The 17,175-nt window shown below is 46.7% G+C and carries 18 protein-coding genes and 1 other RNA gene; 6 read left to right on the plus strand and 13 right to left on the minus strand.

Annotation, left to right across the window (positions count from 1 at the left end; translation table 11 throughout):
- Window positions 1–6: 6 nt before the first annotated feature.
- Window positions 7–1,092: a hypothetical protein gene (locus EDI28_RS21420; RefSeq protein ID WP_199287476.1), complete on the plus strand. Its 1,086-nt coding sequence runs from the start codon at window positions 7–9 to the stop codon at window positions 1,090–1,092.
- A 50-nt stretch (window positions 1,093–1,142) separates the two neighbouring features.
- Here the strand turns inward: EDI28_RS21420 and EDI28_RS21425 are convergent, their stop codons facing one another.
- The 6 genes from EDI28_RS21425 to EDI28_RS21450 form a co-directional block, all read right to left on the minus strand.
- Complete coding sequence (locus tag EDI28_RS21425; RefSeq protein ID WP_128785925.1) at window positions 1,143–1,448, minus strand: helix-turn-helix domain-containing protein; 306 nt, start codon at window positions 1,446–1,448, stop codon at window positions 1,143–1,145.
- Between the two features lie 70 nt (window positions 1,449–1,518).
- Window positions 1,519–2,532 carry a TniB family NTP-binding protein gene (locus tag EDI28_RS21430; RefSeq protein WP_128785926.1) on the minus strand — a complete coding sequence of 338 codons (1,014 nt, stop codon included), beginning with the start codon at window positions 2,530–2,532 and terminating at the stop codon, window positions 1,519–1,521.
- On the minus strand, window positions 2,532–4,409 hold the full coding sequence (locus EDI28_RS21435) for a TnsB C-terminal domain-containing protein (protein WP_233353489.1): 1,878 nt from the start codon (window positions 4,407–4,409) through the stop codon (window positions 2,532–2,534). Before EDI28_RS21435 ends, EDI28_RS21430 begins: the two co-directional genes overlap by 1 nt.
- Before the next feature lies 1 nt (window position 4,410).
- Window positions 4,411–4,968, minus strand: coding sequence for a TnsA endonuclease N-terminal domain-containing protein (locus tag EDI28_RS21440; protein ID WP_164918607.1), 558 nt, complete (start codon window positions 4,966–4,968; stop codon window positions 4,411–4,413).
- A 197-nt stretch (window positions 4,969–5,165) separates the two neighbouring features.
- Window positions 5,166–5,262, minus strand: an RNA gene (ffs, locus tag EDI28_RS21445) — signal recognition particle sRNA small type.
- A 168-nt stretch (window positions 5,263–5,430) separates the two neighbouring features.
- A complete protein-coding gene (locus tag EDI28_RS21450; protein WP_128785928.1) occupies window positions 5,431–6,165 on the minus strand; it encodes a VP0952 family biofilm-associated protein in 735 nt (244 codons plus the stop codon).
- An 88-nt stretch (window positions 6,166–6,253) separates the two neighbouring features.
- Between EDI28_RS21450 and EDI28_RS21455 the strand changes: the two genes are divergently transcribed.
- Window positions 6,254–6,559 (plus strand): MGMT family protein, encoded by a 306-nt coding sequence (locus EDI28_RS21455; protein WP_128785929.1) that lies wholly within the window; start codon window positions 6,254–6,256, stop codon window positions 6,557–6,559.
- A gap of 41 nt (window positions 6,560–6,600) precedes the next feature.
- On the opposite strand, the gene EDI28_RS21460 is transcribed toward EDI28_RS21455, so the two are convergent.
- On the minus strand, window positions 6,601–7,020 hold the full coding sequence (locus tag EDI28_RS21460; RefSeq protein ID WP_128785930.1) for a YbaY family lipoprotein: 420 nt from the start codon (window positions 7,018–7,020) through the stop codon (window positions 6,601–6,603).
- A gap of 121 nt (window positions 7,021–7,141) precedes the next feature.
- Between EDI28_RS21460 and tesB the strand changes: the two genes are divergently transcribed.
- Window positions 7,142–8,002, plus strand: coding sequence for an acyl-CoA thioesterase II (gene tesB / locus EDI28_RS21465; protein WP_128785931.1), 861 nt, complete (start codon window positions 7,142–7,144; stop codon window positions 8,000–8,002).
- 14 nt (window positions 8,003–8,016) lie between these two features.
- On the opposite strand, the gene EDI28_RS21470 is transcribed toward tesB, so the two are convergent.
- From EDI28_RS21470 to EDI28_RS21480, 3 genes are all read right to left on the minus strand, one after another.
- On the minus strand, window positions 8,017–9,810 hold the full coding sequence (locus tag EDI28_RS21470) for a SmdB family multidrug efflux ABC transporter permease/ATP-binding protein (protein WP_128785932.1): 1,794 nt from the start codon (window positions 9,808–9,810) through the stop codon (window positions 8,017–8,019).
- Window positions 9,807–11,549 carry an ABC transporter transmembrane domain-containing protein gene (locus EDI28_RS21475; protein WP_128785933.1) on the minus strand — a complete coding sequence of 581 codons (1,743 nt, stop codon included), beginning with the start codon at window positions 11,547–11,549 and terminating at the stop codon, window positions 9,807–9,809. Before EDI28_RS21475 ends, EDI28_RS21470 begins: the two co-directional genes overlap by 4 nt.
- A 298-nt stretch (window positions 11,550–11,847) precedes the next feature.
- The gene (locus EDI28_RS21480; RefSeq protein WP_128785934.1) at window positions 11,848–12,309 is read right to left on the minus strand and encodes an Lrp/AsnC family transcriptional regulator; all 462 of its coding nucleotides are present in this window, start codon (window positions 12,307–12,309) and stop codon (window positions 11,848–11,850) included.
- 176 nt (window positions 12,310–12,485) lie between these two features.
- Between EDI28_RS21480 and EDI28_RS21485 the strand changes: the two genes are divergently transcribed.
- Both EDI28_RS21485 and queC read left to right on the plus strand, forming a co-directional pair.
- Window positions 12,486–13,550, plus strand: coding sequence for a PLP-dependent cysteine synthase family protein (locus EDI28_RS21485; RefSeq protein ID WP_128785935.1), 1,065 nt, complete (start codon window positions 12,486–12,488; stop codon window positions 13,548–13,550).
- 163 nt (window positions 13,551–13,713) lie between these two features.
- Window positions 13,714–14,451, plus strand: a complete 738-nt coding sequence (gene queC, locus EDI28_RS21490; RefSeq protein ID WP_325062648.1) for a 7-cyano-7-deazaguanine synthase QueC — start codon at window positions 13,714–13,716, stop codon at window positions 14,449–14,451.
- A 94-nt stretch (window positions 14,452–14,545) separates the two neighbouring features.
- Here the strand turns inward: queC and prmB are convergent, their stop codons facing one another.
- The gene (gene prmB, locus EDI28_RS21495; RefSeq protein WP_128785937.1) at window positions 14,546–15,478 is read right to left on the minus strand and encodes a 50S ribosomal protein L3 N(5)-glutamine methyltransferase; all 933 of its coding nucleotides are present in this window, start codon (window positions 15,476–15,478) and stop codon (window positions 14,546–14,548) included.
- Between the two features lie 53 nt (window positions 15,479–15,531).
- On the opposite strand from prmB, the gene smrB reads away from it, so the two are divergent.
- Window positions 15,532–16,062 carry an endonuclease SmrB gene (gene smrB, locus EDI28_RS21500; RefSeq protein ID WP_128785938.1) on the plus strand — a complete coding sequence of 177 codons (531 nt, stop codon included), beginning with the start codon at window positions 15,532–15,534 and terminating at the stop codon, window positions 16,060–16,062.
- A gap of 92 nt (window positions 16,063–16,154) precedes the next feature.
- Here the strand turns inward: smrB and EDI28_RS21505 are convergent, their stop codons facing one another.
- Both EDI28_RS21505 and sixA read right to left on the minus strand, forming a co-directional pair.
- A complete protein-coding gene (locus tag EDI28_RS21505) occupies window positions 16,155–16,514 on the minus strand; it encodes a hypothetical protein (RefSeq protein ID WP_128785939.1) in 360 nt (119 codons plus the stop codon).
- 143 nt (window positions 16,515–16,657) lie between these two features.
- Window positions 16,658–17,131 (minus strand): phosphohistidine phosphatase SixA, encoded by a 474-nt coding sequence (gene sixA / locus EDI28_RS21510; RefSeq protein WP_128785940.1) that lies wholly within the window; start codon window positions 17,129–17,131, stop codon window positions 16,658–16,660.
- Between the last annotated feature and the right edge of the window lie 44 nt (window positions 17,132–17,175).

Consider the following 17,175-nt stretch of genomic DNA (forward strand, 5'->3'; position numbering starts at 1 on the left):
ATACACATGGCTACTCATGAATTACAAAAAGGATTCCTTATGGAAGAAGTCTTAAGGCATTATTTACAACAAAATGGATACTATGTTGTACGTGGTGTTCCATTTAAATATAAAGGCTTTGATGTTACAGACATTGATTTATGGCTTTATGCTAGAACATCATCAATGTCTCGAGAAATTTCAATTGTTGATATTAAAAATAAAAAAACACCTCAAGCAATCGAAAGAATATTCTGGATTAAAGGATTGAAAGATTGTATTGGCGCAGATAAAGCAATTATTGCGACAACAGATAGAAGAAAAGAAGTTACTGACTTTGGTAAAAGTCATGGTGTATTTGTTTTAGATGGGGATTTTTTATCTAGGCTTCGTAATAAAGAAAATAGTGATCGATTAACTGATGAAGAGTTTGATTTACTTTTTAAAAATTACAAATTTGAGAAGCTTAATGGTGATTGGAAAAATCGAATAAGTAAGTCGAAAGCATTACTCTTAGATGGATTGGGGTTTAACTCCAGCTTATCATGGTTAGAACAAGCTGCTTTTTTCTCAGAGCAAGTATTCATCGGTACTAAACATACTGATTTATCTGCTCGATGCTTCTATCTTTTATGCTCATTTATTGCTATTGCTGTTGATTATATACTCAAAGACTATGCGTTTCTAACCGTAGATTTAAGAACTAAGCGACTAGCTGAAGGCTTTACTTTTGGTGATAAAGGAACAGAAGCTTTCGACAACAACCTAAAAAATGCGACAAAGTTAATTTCTGCTTATCATGACAATGGAAAAGCAATTTCAGCCAAAATACAAAAAGCCATCGATGAACAATTATCATCTCTAGATTCTGGTTCCCTTGCAGTATTTTTTTCCAAGCCAGATGTAGCCAAAAACTTATTTATAGTTGCAAATGAGTTAGAAGCATTAGCCTACAATAATAATTTTGTAACTCATACAGAAAAATCTCTTGAAGTTAGAGCTTTTATTGGCTGTATTCTTGATTATTTAGGCCATGACAGAGTGAAGTTTAACCAAGCGTTATCCCCTCACAGTAAATCAAGCAAAAATATACAAAAAGAAATGCCAATATAATATATATTTAGGCTAAGGTAAGTTAATTACTCCTTAGCCTTACTTTTTGTTTATTCAATTTTTCGATAAATGAGTCCTAATATATATTCTTTTTCCTTTATATTCAGCTTACCTAAAGCACAAATCAACTCAGCCAATAAATCATCATCACTATAAAAGTACGCGACAGGCACACCCAGCTCATCAGCAATGCGCTTCATCGTCTGGTAATCAGGCGTATGTTTGCCCTTCTCGTACTGGTTCATCCTTGCACTTGCTGTATTCGGTTCCATACCCAAGGCCATACCTAACTGTTGTTGTGTGTATCCTGCTGCTTTTCTTGCTGATTTAAGGCGAACAGGAATTGGGTTTGTCATAGCAAGCTCTTAGCATAATCATGATTGAGCTAAGATTGTCTTAGTATGAGCCTCTTAAATATACTAAGGATTACTTAGCTTTTCTAGTTTTACGTAATAGCTGTGACAACGGAAGGCGATCTGTGTACTGAGTTGGGATAACCGCATCAAACTCGTTATCAGCACCACTGTCATAATATGAAATTTCACTGACCTCTTGCCCTTCAATCTGATCGATAGATAGGAGGAACGGATTCGATGCATCAGAAAACATCAGATGATAAGCATCGGCAAGATGTTGATTTGATAGTGTTGGTGAGTTCTGAGCTAAAGCTTGTTTTACCGCTTCGTTCACCAAATGCTTAAGGGTTCTAATTTGTCCTTTAGATGCTGCAAACAAAGCTAATATTGTATGTTTACTATCTAGCTTTGGGGGTTGCTCAAAAGGCATCCTCATCGCAAGCCCCTTAACAAAACGAATGAAAGCTTCTGGCTCTTTAGAAAGAGTAAAGTATGATAAAGCCCTTCGAATCAGGAGCCTTGAAGCCCATTCAGGTACTTCAGCAATCTTTTTAGACCAAGGCATTCCGACAAGCACGATTGGAACTGTGGCAGCCTCACTAATGTATTTAAATTGAGTCGCTACATCATTAAGGGCTTGTCCAGATTTACACTCCACTAACTCTTGAAACTCGTTAACAATAATCAGCTCAACCTCTGATGACTTTAAGCATCTAATCAGCGATTCTGTCAGAAATTGATCTCTGCTTATTCCCTTCCGATATGTTGCAGAGAAATGTCCTATGTCTTTAAGTAACTCAATGATCGTTGAGTCTATAGTTGGTTTACTTGGGATACGAGTGGATAGCACTAAACGTTTATTAGGAGCAGATTTAGATATACGTTCACAATATTTATTAACTAGATATGACTTGCCTGAACCAGTATCCCCAGTCAACAGCATGCATTGCTGATCACCACCAAATTTACGGTTATACCTCAGTCTGTCGAAGTCAGCCATGATAGTTGTAGCAATTGGCATTTCGACAAAAACATCAACAAACTGTTGATACTTAAATTCATTATCTGGTGACAATAAGGCCATCAATAAGGATCCAATTCTGATATAAACTCATCCCAGTCATCTGAACCGGGCAAAAATTTAGAGTCTGGTTTTGTATGGGTTAAAGATAGCTCTGGTAACACTTCAGGTTCGCAATTAGCATTACTATCGCTGGCAACACCGTTATGCTTCGCTAGCCGTGCCATTCCTTTTGTTTTCCACTTGGTTGCTCCTCGACTCAGGTTATTTATCTCTTCAGCTTCTTGCTCTATACGATCATGAATATATAACCTCACACGAGCTAACGCGTCTAGGTCTAACTTGTCACTGATAAAGTCCCGACACAGGCGTTTATTGATATTATGCTGGGTCAGAGATAGCTTCTTGGTATATCCAACAGGGTCGATGCAGGGTACTTTCAAGTATCTCTGTTCTCGTTCTAGGTAAACATAAACACTTGATATATCGTCAGGGTCTGTCTTGGTTAGTACTTCAATATCACTTGGGTTCATCCGACGATAGTCAGCTAACTCTTCACTGTCATAACGTAAACCATGAAGATGAATACCACCTCGGCGGTGCTTACGGTTTTCTTTCAAGCCTAAAATGACTGAGAGCTTTTCTAATTCATCATGGCTGTAAGTTATCGGTGGCATAACAGAAACGCCTTCTTGCCATTTTAGATACGGAATTGCTCGCTTCTTAGAGTCTGAGTCATAGTGGTAAACATCAATAATCCACTTATGAAATAGCTCATTGAACGTTGAGAAATGCATAACGGCATCTTTGCGTGAATCATACTCTTCACGCTCTAAAATATTAGAGAAGGTCTTGCCGGGAATAGAGACTAACAACTTACTGCTGATTGTCCGGAACAACCGCTCTACTAAGGGCTTAAGCCAAGGCTTTCTAACTGGGTTATATTGAATATGTATCCCAACTTCCAAGCAAGATTGTTCTAAACTCTTACTCCAAAACTCAGCGCCATTATCGACAACCAACGATTCCATCTTTCCTTGGCAATACCATTCATTTTCAATGCTGGGAAAGCGTTCATGGATATCCATTTTTGGCTTTATCGCATTTAATATCCCTTTCATGACTGAGTAATAGCTTGGATCCTTAAAACCAAGATGAAACCCAACAATACTCTTACTGTATTGATCGATAAGTAGAGTGAGATACGGACGCCCCAGCGGTATATCAAGCTCATCATCAAGTAGAATAAGGTCTAAAGGAGAGTGATCAATTTCAACTTTCTCCAGCACACGGCTTGGTGGTAAATGGGCATCAATCTTATTGAATTCCATATCAGCGAGATACTTTCCATGCCTAGCGACAGCGACTTCGTAGGCTGGCAGTTTTTTAATTCTATTGTAGAAGCCTTTATAAGAGAGAGCTTGAATCTGCTCACCAACAAGTTGCTGGTTCTCGCGGCGGATAAGGTCAGAATAGTATTCATGAACTGCAGCAATAGAGGGGCGCTCAGGTACTAAATAACGTTCTACAGCACGCTCAAAGAAAACAGTATCATTCTCTACTTTTTGATTTCGATTTCCCTTTAGATGCACCTTTGGTACTAGAGACGTTATCTTTTTTCCAGATAAAGAGTATGAACCCCACCACTTCGCTAATGTCCTCCACTTGGGAGGTGGATATTCTATTTCCTTGGCAGCTTCAACCAGCAATGGCTCTAAATTATTTTGCGTCCAACCACCAACAAGATGCTTTTCTATCCAAGTGAGATATTCATATCGGCGTCGAACTTCAACTTGAACATCATCAAGATATGTCGCTAAATCTCTTTCAAACGACTCTGACTCAGTTGGCTTACGGTCAAGGTCATTAGTTTCATTGTGGCTATCTACTTCGCCATGCATCTCATTCCAAAAAGTTTGTTGCGGTTTGTTCATACTCATATCATTTACTCCATATGAGCGAAGAAAAGCTAAGTTCTTCATCTACCAAATTAGTGTGCAACACCCCTTGCGATACTAAACTAAACGCCACTTTAATCATCAAACCTAAATCGATATTCAAATAGCTAGCAGCATCAAATATGCTTACTTTCCCATTTAACTTTACTAGCGACAGTAGCCTGATATGAATATCAGTGAAGGACTGAAATCCTGAGTAGCGGTGCAAGATCTTCAAATTATTTAGAACAGGGTTAACTCTTATCTGCTTCTCTGTCACTAGCAGTAAAGGAATGCCAGTTTGTTGAGCTTTGAGCTGTTTTGCTCTGAAAAGTTCTAAAAACTCTGGATTCTGAGTCTTCCTAAATGGTTTTACTTCTATCCACTTAACTTCATTATTTTCAACAATATGGAAATCAGGCGTGTAAGAACGTTCGCGCCCTTCAAAGCGAAAGGAAAAACCTTCAGGTTGAGCAATAAATGAAGATATGGATGTGGAATATTCGAGATGGAAACAAGTGTCAAACTCAAGGTATGATTCGACCGTTAATACTTGGTTCATCTTGGCACTAACGAACTTGAAAAGGTTCTTAACGCGTGAGTGTTTTAGCTGACGACGGTACATGATGACCTCGCCCGTATTGTTGTTAAACTACAACAAAAATAGCTTATGTACGCTTATCATGCCAGTTATGCAAGGTATTAAGGAAAATATGCAGGGATATGGTGCAGATTACAAAACGCTAGATGGGTGGAAGCCCCCACCAGCCACATCCCGGCACACACGTCACCCGCTGCGGTTGCTCCCTTCCGGGCCTGGCCGAGTTCACAGGTTAGTGTTGCGGGAGGACCAATGGGGGCCTCCATAGATTCGTTGTCTCATTTCGAGAACGGGAGAGATTATCCGCTAACGCCTGAGACAATGCAAGAGGCAATACGCCTTATTAAACCGACTGCTGCTTTATTACCCAAAAACTTTCACTTCGGTAAAATAAGCAACATAACCAGCTGAAAAAAAGTGACTTTACAACTCTTCTTCCGGCTCTTCCAACAAGAACTCACCCAGCAAAGCGCCGCCTAAAACAAGTAGCCAGGCGACCAGTACCGGGTTAGGCACTTCAAAATATGGCACGATCACCAAGGTGGCAAATCCTACGGCTGGTAAGACCCAGGCAAGACGAGGCACCCATTCCCGCAGTTTGCCTTTCATCATCTCCTGCATGGAAGCTATCAGACCGGTAACGCACAGAGCCACCAGTGCCGCATGCTCCATGCCGCCAACCCATAGCGGGATAACCAGAAACAGCGGCCACCAAGTATTACCCTTAACCGGGCGCCAGCTTCGGGACACATACCAAATCAAAGTTACTGCCAGAATTTGGATCAACGTATAAGAGGCATAGCCAGGTAGCTTGCCCTCACCCTGTAGCGCCATCAGGCCCACATCCATGGCGAGCACAATCGAGATCAGCAAAGCAGCCAGTTGCCAGCCCCCCTTGGGCGAGAAACTAACGGCAAAAACAGGTAACATCATAAAGATACTAATCGACAGGGCCAAAGGCTGCTCTGGCAGTACGGCCCCATACGCGCCGAGGCCCAGTAATAACAGCCAGGCATAAATGCCACCTTGCGGTAATAACCACAAGGCAGGTATGGCCAATGCCAGTGCAGGTAGCTCTCCTTGGCTATAGCCTAGTGCACTGACACCCAACACGGTCAGCGCAATGCTAACCACAACAAGTAACGCGGCATACAACATGGCAGCACCTCCTTGCGTTAACCGATAGTGCGAAGGAGAAAATGAATTCATCAACTATCGGGATGTTTTGTTTGGTTCAGGTATAAATATGGACGATTTTGCGAGTCAAATCTATAGCCAGGTTCACCAAATTCCCCATGGCAAAGTGGCAACTTACGGTGATATTGCCAAATTTGCAGGGTTTCCCGGCTATGCGCGACAGGTTGGACGCTTAATGGCAACCTTGCCCGAAGGCTCAAAGCTACCCTGGCATCGGGTAATTAATGCCAAAGGAATGATTTCACTTTCCGGTAATGATTTACATCGTCAGCGCGAACGATTACTTCAAGAAGGCATTGAGATTGCAGAGTCTGGCAAACTAAAGCTGGCGAGATACCGCTGGGATGGAAGGTAGGAAGATTTCCTCCACAGCTTGGCTATGGAGGATTCAAGTATTTACTGCACTTTTATCAGCATCAAATTAAGCTTGGTGGTCAAGGACGGATCGGTGATCACCGGATTGGCCGTATCCGTAATAAACACCAGTTTACCATTCACTTCGATACGGGCACTGACAGAATAGGTATGGTTCGGCTTAATTTCTTCTTTCATGAAGCTAAGAAGAAAATCAAAAGGAACTTGCTTGCCATCAGCCATAAAAGCCTGGCTGCTAATCACATCAGCAGGAGCATCCATCTTAGAAACATCCGACAGCGTTACTGTAATACGGGCATTATCCGGTAATGCTATACGTTCACGGTATGCCAAAGAGCCTTCCACTGTTCCCAGACCAGCATCTTGCTGAATCAGGTTGGTACAAGCCGAAATAACCAATACAACGGCCAACGCTGAAATCAGTGTAAAAATCTTTTTCATCCCACTCCCCTTTTGACTAGACACAAATCCATAACATTGCAATTACCCGTTAATTACACTTGAATTTATGCCTAAGTATCCGTAAAAATCACGTAATAATACCATGGAAATAGGAGCCCCGATGAGCAAAGAACTGAATGAACTTCTCACTCTGTTACACTTAGAGCAATTGGAGCAAGGTTTGTTCCGCGGCCAAAGTGAACATTTAGGGTTACCGCAGGTATATGGTGGCCAGGTTATTGGACAGTCTTTGTCTGCTGCCAAAGAAACGGTTGACGAAAACCGTCAGGTTCACTCATTTCATAGCTACTTCCTGCGCCCGGGGGATCCACAAAAACCGATCATTTACGATGTCGAAAATCTACGTGACGGCAGAAGTTTCAGCACCCGCCGGGTAAAAGCAATTCAATACGGCCGACCCATTTTCTACCTGACCGCATCTTACCAAGCCGAAGAAAATGGCTTGAGCCACCAGTCCACCATGCCGGATGTGCCGCCGCCCGAATCTCTGATGTCAGAGCAAGCACTGGTTCAGTCAATAGCCGAACACCTGCCAGAGAAAGCCGTCGAAACCTTTGGCAGGGACAGACCGATAGAAGTCCGGCCGGTTACGGTTGTCAATCCGCTGGCACCAAAGCCAGAGGCACCTAAGCAATATTTGTGGATCAAGGCCAACGGCGAGATGCCCGATGACCCCCGAATTCATCAATACGTGCTGGCGTACGCCTCCGACTGGGGTTTTCTGGTTACGGCGCTGCAACCACACGGTGTGACACTGATGACGCCAAAAATGAAGGTTGCCACGATTGATCACTCAATGTGGTTCCACCGTCCGTTCCGCATGGATGAGTGGCTGCTCTATGCCATAGACAGTCCGTCAGCCAGTGGTGCCCGAGGTCTGGTACGCGGAGAGATCTACAACCAAAAAGGTGAACTGGTTGCCTCTGCGGTTCAAGAAGGCCTGATGCGCCAAGGTCAGTAATCGGCAGAGTACGGTCAGTTTTCCTGTACGGCAGACTCGGCGACGGCAAGCTCTTCCATCTGATGTAATTGCTCGCCGGCCTGTTGCAACTGGTACATTTGCCAGTAATGTCCCTGGTGGGCGAGCAGCTGCTGGTGGTTACCCCGCTCTGTCACGGCTCCGCGGCTGAGTACCAATATTTCATCCGCTTCCATAATGGTCGACAGGCGATGGGCTATCACCACAATACTCATGTCTTGGCGCAAGGTATGGAGTGCCTTCTGGATCTGATGCTCGGTCCCCGAGTCAATGTTCGCGGTGGCTTCATCGAGGATCAGGATTTTGGGCTGGGCAACCAGTACCCGCGCCATCGCCAGCAACTGTTTCTGCCCTGCCGACAAGTTGGCTTCGCCACTTCCCAGGCGGGTATCCAGCCCCTGCTGATAAGCGAGTATCTGCCCGTCTAAACCAACCTTCGCCAACACCTGCCAGACAACATCGTCGCTGACATCTCGTCCCAGACAAACATTCTCTCTGACGGTATCGCTAAGTACATGCGGGTCTTGCTGTACCATCGCAATCCCCTCACGCAATACCGACTGTTCAAGAGATGCCAGTGGCCTACCATCCAGTTTAAGCTCACCTTGGCTGATCGGATAGAACCCCATCATCAGGGAAGCCAAGGTACTTTTTCCGCTGCCGGTATGGCCGACCAGCGCCAAGAATCCACGGTGCGGCAGATCGACATTGATTCCCGTCAGTACCTGCTGTTTGCCGTCATAACTGAATGTCACATCATGGCACTCAAGCCTACCCTCTCGCAGAGGCTGGACGTCATCACCATAGCTCTGCTGTTTGGCATCGATGAATCCAAAAATCCGCTCACTGGCAACCAGCGCCTGCTGAAGTAGGGAAAGCTGCTGGGTAAGCTCGATCAATGGCTCGGTAACCCGACCTAGGTAACTAATAAAGGCATACAGAACCCCGACCCCCACCAGTTCGACACCGCTAATACCGAACAGCGCGACGATCGAAAGCAAAGCAACCCCCGACAGAAAGTCGATCAACGGCCTGAGCAGCAGACCATTGAGCTTCATGACCCCGACCTGCGACTCAAGATGGCGACGGGTCAAGCTAGAAAACTGCTTGCTGAATGCCTGTTCCTGCCGCATTAGCTGGATCAGGCTCATACCCTGGATCGATTCGCTCATCGAGGCATTGATATCAGCCAGCAAGTCACGCATCTTCCGGTACGCATCCGCACTCTTGCGCTGATAGAGCACCATGATAGCGACCACAATTGGCAGCAAGACCAGCACAACCGCTGTCAGACGCCAGCTCAACAGGCTCATAACCACCAGCATCACACTGATAAAAATAACATTTTTGAGTACCGTTCCAATCACGAGCACATAAAAGTCCTTGATTGACTCGGTATCGTTGGTGATCCGGGAGATCAACTTGCCAGTCGGCATATAATCAAAGGCGGACAATGGCTGATTAAGTACTTTGCCAAACAGCTGTTTACGTACCGTCTGGACCACACCAATCGCGATATCATTAAACCGCAGAGCCTGAATATACTTAAACCAGGCCGCAGTACACATCAACGCGATATAAGCCAGTGCCAGCCCAGCAACCATGTCCAGCGGATACTCGTTTTTGGCAATATAGCTATCGATAAAATGCTGGATTAACCAAGGGCCGGAAACATCTGCCAACGACGCCATCAGCAGCAAACCAACGGCAATAGCCAATCTCTTCTTGTCATGCAGTACATAACTCAGCAACCGTCCGAGTACGGCTTTGTTCACGGCTTTCCCTGTCATTTAGCCCCCTCAATCGCTTGTTCCAACTTTTGGTACCGGTACATTTCGGCGTACCAGTTGCCCGCTCCGATCAGGGTATGATGATCGCCCTGCTCCGAAATCTGGCCATGTTGCAGTACCAGAATATTATCGGCCTGCTCCAGCGCGGTCAGGCGGTGGGCAATGACTATCACAGTTTGCTTCTGCTGTTGTTGCAGGTTTGCCAGGATCCGGTGCTCGGTTTTACCATCAACCGCAGACAGCGCATCATCCAATACCAGGATCTCCGCCTCCAGCAACAAGGCACGCGCAATCGAAATTCGCTGCTTTTGTCCCCCCGACAATGTGATCCCCTTCTCGCCGACCAAGGTGTCATAGCCTTCCGGGAACTGGACAATATCGTCATCGATACAGGCCGCTCTCGCCGCCTCGCGAATTTGTTCTAGGTTGGCATCCGGCATTCCAAGGGCAATATTGTCGGCAATAGACCGTGAGAACAAAAATGGACTTTGGCTGACTACCGCAAAACGACTGCGCCAATGGCTAAGATTGGCTTGTGTAATACTGATCCCGCCGTAGCTAATGCTCCCCTGGTCGAGTTCCTGCTGGCGTAGCAACAATGACAGCAAGGTAGACTTGCCACTGCCAATCGGCCCTGCCATACCTAACATCTGGCCGGGTTGCAGGGTGAAATTCACTCCGCTCAACGCCGGCTGCACCTGTCCGTTCCAGTGAAACGCCTCGATATTGATCTGCAACGCCTGCTGTGTTGATGCCAACGCAGTATCTCCACTGACAATTTCCGGTGCCTCATCAAAGATATGCTGAAGCCGTTTCCAGGCAGCCGAACCCCGCTCCAGAATATTAAATAACCAAGCCATCGCCAGCATCGGCCAGATCATCAAGCCCTGATACAAAGTAAATGCCGTGAGATCGCCCAGCGTTAGACGTCCCTGCGACACCATATAACCGCCGCCCGCGATACTGAGAAAGAAAGACATGCCAATCGTCAGCTGGATCACCGGATCAAATTTGGCATCCACCTTTTCCACTGCGAGATTCTTTTCCCCGACCCTATCAACAACTGCGGAAAAATCGGCTTGCTGGCGCTGCTCCAGGCCAAAAGCACGGATCATTCTCACACCATTGAGGGTTTCCTGTGTTTTATCGGTAAGATCAGAAAATGCTGCCTGCGATTCAGAAAAACAGGTATGCAACTGACGGCCAAAGCGGAATACTGCCAACGCCATAAAGGGCATAGGCAACAACGCAAGAATGGTGAGCTCCCAGCTCAGCATTGTCGTCATTACAAACAAGACGGCAACACCCATGATCAGCGAATCAGCGGCAGTCAGCACCCCTTCTCCGGCGGTCATCACCACGGCATTGACGTCATTGGTGGAGCGCGCCATCAGATCACCGGTTTTGTAGCGCTCAAAAAACACCGGCGGGTGAGATGAGAAGTGTCGGTAAAGGCGGTTTCGCATCACAGTCCCGAGTTCAGCCGCAGCACCAAACAGCCAGACCCGCCAGATAATTCGCAGAATATAAACAACGAACCACAATGCGCCAATTGCTGCCAGCCAGCCCAGCATGACCGACAGGCCAATATCTCCAGTGACGACACCATCAACAATCCAGCCGATTGCCCGCGGCGGTAAGAGTTCAAACAGAGATACGATGATCAAAATGAATATTGCGCCACCATAACGGCGCCACTGCTGGCGGAAATACCATCTTAATTGCCAAAAAATCTGCATAATCCCTCCACAGAAACAGGCATAGCCATAGTTTATGACGAATCAAAGTCAGTCAGAGCAGCAATTGCACCGTCGGTGCAATTTGCAGGGGGAGTGGTACCAATCAACACGAAAAGAAAGCAATGCGAAAAGAAAGGCTATTGTATCGTTCTGGCTTTGTTGAAAAATACTTTGCAAACAAAGCCATTATCGGAAAATTGGCCAATAAATCAACCAAATAGAAATAGTGACAATTAAAACAATCACATTGTCTATAACAATTTATAAATTAGTTATATCTGCTTTTTTATACCGCACTTTAAACTGGCAAAGCAGTAGTATATTTCAATGGCTCCATGGCAAATGTTGAAGTCACATTGGTCAGCCCTTCGATGCTGTTGACCAGCTTCTTGTAGAACTTATCAAATGCCGCCATATCTGCCACCTGTACCTTCATCATGTAATCGTATTCACCGGCCATACGGTAGAACTCCATCACTTCGGGAAAATCCGATACCGTTGCGACAAAACAGTGATACCACTCTTTGGAATGATTACTGGTTTTGATCTGCACGAAAGCGGTGAATGACACGCCGAGCTTTACCGGATCAAGCAAGGCTACACGCTGCCTGAGGATCCCGTTTTCTTCCAACCGCTTTAAACGCTTCCAGCACGGCGTTGTCGTTAGATTTACCGCCTCGGCCAACTCAGCCAGCGCCAAGGTACCATCCTGTTGCAACAAACGTAGCAATGTTCTGTCAGTGTTATCTAGATCAGCCAATGTATTACCCCTAAATTACAGCATAGAGAAAATTTTTCTCCATATTATCGATATAAAAGCAAACAAAGCAAAGATTTTTCACCCTCTTCCAGTACTATGCTTACTATTCAAAACAAGAGTGATCAGTTGGTTTTGCCAGCTAGACAGCCAGAGTTGTAAAGGAAGAAGGTAGAGACATGAACCATAACCCACAGTGGATTAACAGTGCTATCCGTAAGATAGAAGCGGATTTCCAGCGCTCTGCGGACACCCATTTAATCAAGCTGGAGCTTCCTTGTCTTGAGGGTATTGATATTTACCTGAAAGACGAAAGCACCCATCCGACAGGCAGCCTAAAGCACCGTCTGGCTCGCTCATTGTTCTTATATGCCCTGTGTAATGGCTGGATTGGTCAGGATACGACAGTGATCGAATCCTCGTCAGGCAGCACTGCAGTTTCCGAAGCCTACTTTGCCCGCCTGCTTGGCCTGCCGTTTGTTGCGGTTGTACCGCGCAAAACAGCGCAGAAAAAAATCGAACAGATAGAGTTCTATGGCGGCCGCGCGCACTTCGTCGACAGCACAAGTGAAATCTATGCCGAGTCACGTCGTCTGGCCAAAGAGCTAAATGGCCATTACATGGATCAGTTCACCTTTGCCGAGCGCGCAACAGACTGGCGCGGTAACAATAATATCGCCAACAGCATCTTCGAGCAGATGCAGCTCGAAGAGCATCCAATTCCAAGCTGGATTGTGATGAGTCCGGGAACTGGCGGTACGTCTGCGACTATCGGGCGCTATATCCGCTATCAGATGCATCAGACAAAACTCTGCGTCGTCGATCCCGAGAATTCGGTCTTCCATGACTACTTTAAGACTCGCGATCTCAGCCTGACCAGTACTGTCGGTAGCCGTATTGAAGGAATTGGCCGCCCGCGCGTTGAACCAAGCTTTATTCCTGATGTGGTTGATGAAATGCGTACCATTGCCGATGCCGCCAGTATCGCCACCGTACACTGGCTGGAAAAGCTGTTGGGACGAAAAGCCGGCGCATCGACAGGCACAAACCTCTATGGCGTGCTCCAGCTTGCCTGTGAAATGAAAGCCCGTGGCGAGAAAGGCTCGATAGTTACCCTTCTCTGCGACAGTGGCGAGCGCTATCTGGATACCTATTTCAATGAGCAGTGGGTTACCGACAACATCGGTGATATCTCTGCTTATCTTAGCCAACTGGAATCTTTCGAGAAAACTGGTTCGTTATAAATAGTAATTTTTGTTCTACCCTGAAATCTACACGTTTGCCGCAGCCTGCCTGCGGCTTTTTTTCATCTTCAGACCAGAGAAACTTTTCTCGCATACTACTCTGAGGTAGCATTGCCTTGCCAACAGAGAACCTGCTGATTGGTATCTTAATTCAAGCCACCGACTGTTTTTCGGTAAGGCTACAACACAGGAAATACAAAGTATGCGTAAAGCCGTTGTCGTTTTTAGTGGCGGTCAAGACTCCACGACCTGCCTGATCCAAGCTTTGGCCAACTACGATGAAGTTCACTGCATCACATTCGACTATGGCCAGCGCCATAAGTTGGAAATTGAAGTCGCCCAGTCGGTTGCCAAAGAGCTCGGCGTAACAGCGCACAAAGTAATGGATGTCGGCTTACTCAACGAGCTAGCTATCAGCTCGCTGACCCGAGACAACATTGCCGTTTCGCATGAATTGCAGGAAAACGGTCTGCCAAACTCTTTTGTTCCCGGCCGAAACATTTTATTCCTGACTCTGGCTGGGATCTATGCCTACCAAATTGGCGCTGACGCCGTGATCACCGGAGTATGCGAAACCGACTTTTCCGGCTACCCAGACTGCCGCGACGAATTCGTTAAATCGCTCAATCAGTCTCTGGTGCTTGGCATGGATCGTCCGCTGAACATCGAGACGCCATTGATGTGGCTAAACAAAGCTGAGACTTGGGCTCTGGCCGATCAGTACAACAAACTGAATTTCGTTCGCGAGCAAACTCTAACCTGCTACAACGGCATCATTGGCGATGGCTGTGGCGATTGCCCGTCTTGCGATCTGCGTCGTGCCGGTCTGGAAGACTACCTGAACAATAAACAGCCGGTAATGGCAGAGCTACAGGCCAAGCAAGCCAAGGGCAGAGCCTAATCATCTGACGGTTAACTACCGACAAGATTATTGCCATAAAAAAACCGGAGTACATACTCCGGTTTTTTATATCTCGCTCAAGCTGACTGGCGACTTAGTCACGGTAGAGTGAAAAGTCCTCTTGGCACTCAAGCAGTTGCTCACGAGTCATCATGAATACGCCGTGGCCACCGTTCTCAAACTCAATCCAGGTAAATGGAATGTGCGGATACTGCTCTTCCATATGGATCATCGAGTTACCGACTTCACAGATCAAGACACCGTTTTCTTTCAGGTAATCCGGTGCATTGGCAAGAATGCGGCGAACCAGCTTCAGGCCGTCCGTACCCGCAGCTAGACCAAGCTCCGGCTCATGGCGGAACTCTTCAGGTAGGCTGTTCATGTCTTCCTGATCAACATACGGCGGGTTGGTCACAATCAGGTCGTACTGATCTTTTGGTACATCGCGCAAGAGATCAGAACGCAGAGGGGTCACCTGCTGCTCCAGGCCATGATCCTGAATGTTCTGCTCGGCAACTTCCAGCGCATCCGTCGAGATATCGACCAGATCAACCTCGGCTTCCGGGAAGGCATGCGCGCAGGCAATACCGATACAGCCGCTGCCGGTACACAGATCCATGATGCGAGTCGGGCTCTCGGCCAAGAAAGGTTCAAAACCATTCTCAATTAGCTCGCCAATCGGTGAGCGTGGTACCAATACGCGCTCGTCCACAAAGAATTCCATGCCACAGAACCATGCTTTATTGGTCATGTAGGACACTGGTGTACGCTCGTTGATACGGCGGATCACGCGCTCAACAATGCGCAGACGTTCGCTGCTGGTCAGGCGCGAAAAGCGAACTTCCGATGGAACATCTAACGGCAGGTAGAGGCTTGGCAGCACCAACTGTACCGCTTCGTCCCACGCATTATCCGTGCCGTGACCATAAAAAAGACCTGCAGCATTGAAACGGCTTACCGTCCAACGTAGCATGTCCTGCAAAGTGTGAAGTTCGTTGACGGCTTCGTCGACAAAAATCTTATCCAAAATAGCCTCCGGATGACGCTACAATACCGCTATAGAGTTGTTGGAATATCATTATGAGTAAAAAAGATCTTACCCTGGGAGATGACCTGGCACTCTTTCAGGATGCGGTTAAAGGCGTAAAAAAGTTGTCGCATGATACCATAATCACGCCACGCCGACAGAGCCCAAAGAGTGATAAGCCCAAAGTCTCAGAAAAAGAGACCCAAAATCACGAGTTTTACTTCTCTGATGAGTTTGAACCCCACCTCAACGAGCATGGACCAACTCAGTATGCGCGCACCGGGGTGTCGAAATATGAAGTGAAGAAGTTACGCCGCGGGGTGTATGTACCTGATATGTATCTGGACATGCATGGGATGACCCAGCAAGAAGCAAAACGCGAGCTAGCTGCAATGATTGCCGCCTGCATTAAAGAAAGTGTGTCCTGCGCCTGTGTGATGCACGGCATTGGCAAGCACATTCTGAAGCAGAAAGCCCCGTTATGGCTGGCCCAGCATCCTGACGTAATGGCCTTTCACCAAGCCCCGCTGGAGTTCGGTGGTAATGGTGCACTATTGGTGCTAATTGATATACCGGAGAGATAGACTGAAGAGGCGAGAGCCTAGGTACGAGTGTCGAGAGAAAACATAATGCAGTTTATTGCTCATCACTTAACGACTAGATTCTCACCACTTTTCTAGTAAACATATTTCGCCAACGCGCCCACATTGATCACCTGACCTTCCACAATCAGCGTCACTTCCCCGCTGTCACAGATCTGCATGCGGGTTTTCACTGCGCCTTCACTGTAGTAGTGCTCGCAGTTTCCGTTTCGGGCGCTATCTATACGTGAAAAAATAGTGATCCCACCTGATCTGAAAATGCTTTGTGGTGCTGCAAACGTCAAGGTGCTGCCAGATGCAGAGATGTGCATTTCTTCACTGACACCGTTAGCCCACTTTATTGCGCCATTAGCATTAATGCTCGGGCTTCGAGGCCCCTGGATACAACCAGCTAACAGTGCAGTGCTGAGGATTGCAAAAATTTTACCTTTCATAACAGTAGCTTTGTTAATTCTCGTTCGATGAATGATACTCAATCCTCTGGGGATTAAACCTCAATTGACTAAATCTGAGCACTAAATCAACGCTCCAGAACTATATCGGCAGCCGTGCCTAAATCCTTAGCACCTAATTTTCATTATCCTTCGGGGTTGGCCTGCCACAAAAACTCGACCTCTTCACCATCGGGTTGGTAATCAAGGGCGGCAATCGCGGATGTGCGGAACATTGGGGGTTGAAGCCCCGGAGCAAGCTCTGCTGTTAGATAACCGACTAGCGGCAGGTGCGAAACAATCAGGACGGTTTCTGGACGTTCTACAGCAATAACCGCCTTCAGGTAGGCTGCGACTTCTTCTGCTTCGCCGTAAGGCGTTATCTCATCGACAGTCATCAAACGCTTAGGCTCCGGCAACTGTTCAGCCATCGCCTGCCAAGTCTGCTGGGCACGTAAGTAAGGGCTTACCCATACCATATCAAGCCCATCTTTTAGCTGGCTTGTTAGCTGGAGTGCCATCTGTTCGGAGTGTGATTCACCACGTACTGTCAGAGGTCGCTCCGCATCAGAGGGAGCAAAGTTCTGTGCCTCACCGTGACGCATGATATAAATTCGCATATAGCCTATCCAATAAACTCGTCCTATTAACTAACCGGACCGTC

It is taken from the genome of Photobacterium chitinilyticum, from assembly GCF_004104355.1.
Lineage (GTDB): Bacteria > Pseudomonadota > Gammaproteobacteria > Enterobacterales > Vibrionaceae > Photobacterium > Photobacterium chitinilyticum.

Excerpts from the sequence above, each read along its gene's own strand:
- EDI28_RS21420 (WP_199287476.1), top strand. The coding sequence starts at position 7 with ATGGCTACTCATGAATTACAAAAAGGATTCCTTATGGAAGAAGTCTTA.
- EDI28_RS21425 (WP_128785925.1), bottom strand. The coding sequence starts at position 1,448 with ATGACAAACCCAATTCCTGTTCGCCTTAAATCAGCAAGAAAAGCAGCA.
- EDI28_RS21430 (WP_128785926.1), bottom strand. The coding sequence starts at position 2,532 with ATGGCCTTATTGTCACCAGATAATGAATTTAAGTATCAACAGTTTGTT.
- EDI28_RS21435 (WP_233353489.1), bottom strand. The coding sequence starts at position 4,409 with ATGAGTATGAACAAACCGCAACAAACTTTTTGGAATGAGATGCATGGC.
- EDI28_RS21440 (WP_164918607.1), bottom strand. The coding sequence starts at position 4,968 with ATGAACCAAGTATTAACGGTCGAATCATACCTTGAGTTTGACACTTGT.
- EDI28_RS21450 (WP_128785928.1), bottom strand. The coding sequence starts at position 6,165 with ATGTTGTATGCCGCGTTACTTGTTGTGGTTAGCATTGCGCTGACCGTG.
- EDI28_RS21455 (WP_128785929.1), top strand. The coding sequence starts at position 6,254 with ATGGACGATTTTGCGAGTCAAATCTATAGCCAGGTTCACCAAATTCCC.
- EDI28_RS21460 (WP_128785930.1), bottom strand. The coding sequence starts at position 7,020 with ATGAAAAAGATTTTTACACTGATTTCAGCGTTGGCCGTTGTATTGGTT.
- tesB (WP_128785931.1), top strand. The coding sequence starts at position 7,142 with ATGAGCAAAGAACTGAATGAACTTCTCACTCTGTTACACTTAGAGCAA.
- EDI28_RS21470 (WP_128785932.1), bottom strand. The coding sequence starts at position 9,810 with ATGACAGGGAAAGCCGTGAACAAAGCCGTACTCGGACGGTTGCTGAGT.
- EDI28_RS21475 (WP_128785933.1), bottom strand. The coding sequence starts at position 11,549 with ATGCAGATTTTTTGGCAATTAAGATGGTATTTCCGCCAGCAGTGGCGC.
- EDI28_RS21485 (WP_128785935.1), top strand. The coding sequence starts at position 12,486 with ATGAACCATAACCCACAGTGGATTAACAGTGCTATCCGTAAGATAGAA.
- smrB (WP_128785938.1), top strand. The coding sequence starts at position 15,532 with ATGAGTAAAAAAGATCTTACCCTGGGAGATGACCTGGCACTCTTTCAG.
- EDI28_RS21505 (WP_128785939.1), bottom strand. The coding sequence starts at position 16,514 with ATGAAAGGTAAAATTTTTGCAATCCTCAGCACTGCACTGTTAGCTGGT.
- sixA (WP_128785940.1), bottom strand. The coding sequence starts at position 17,131 with ATGCGAATTTATATCATGCGTCACGGTGAGGCACAGAACTTTGCTCCC.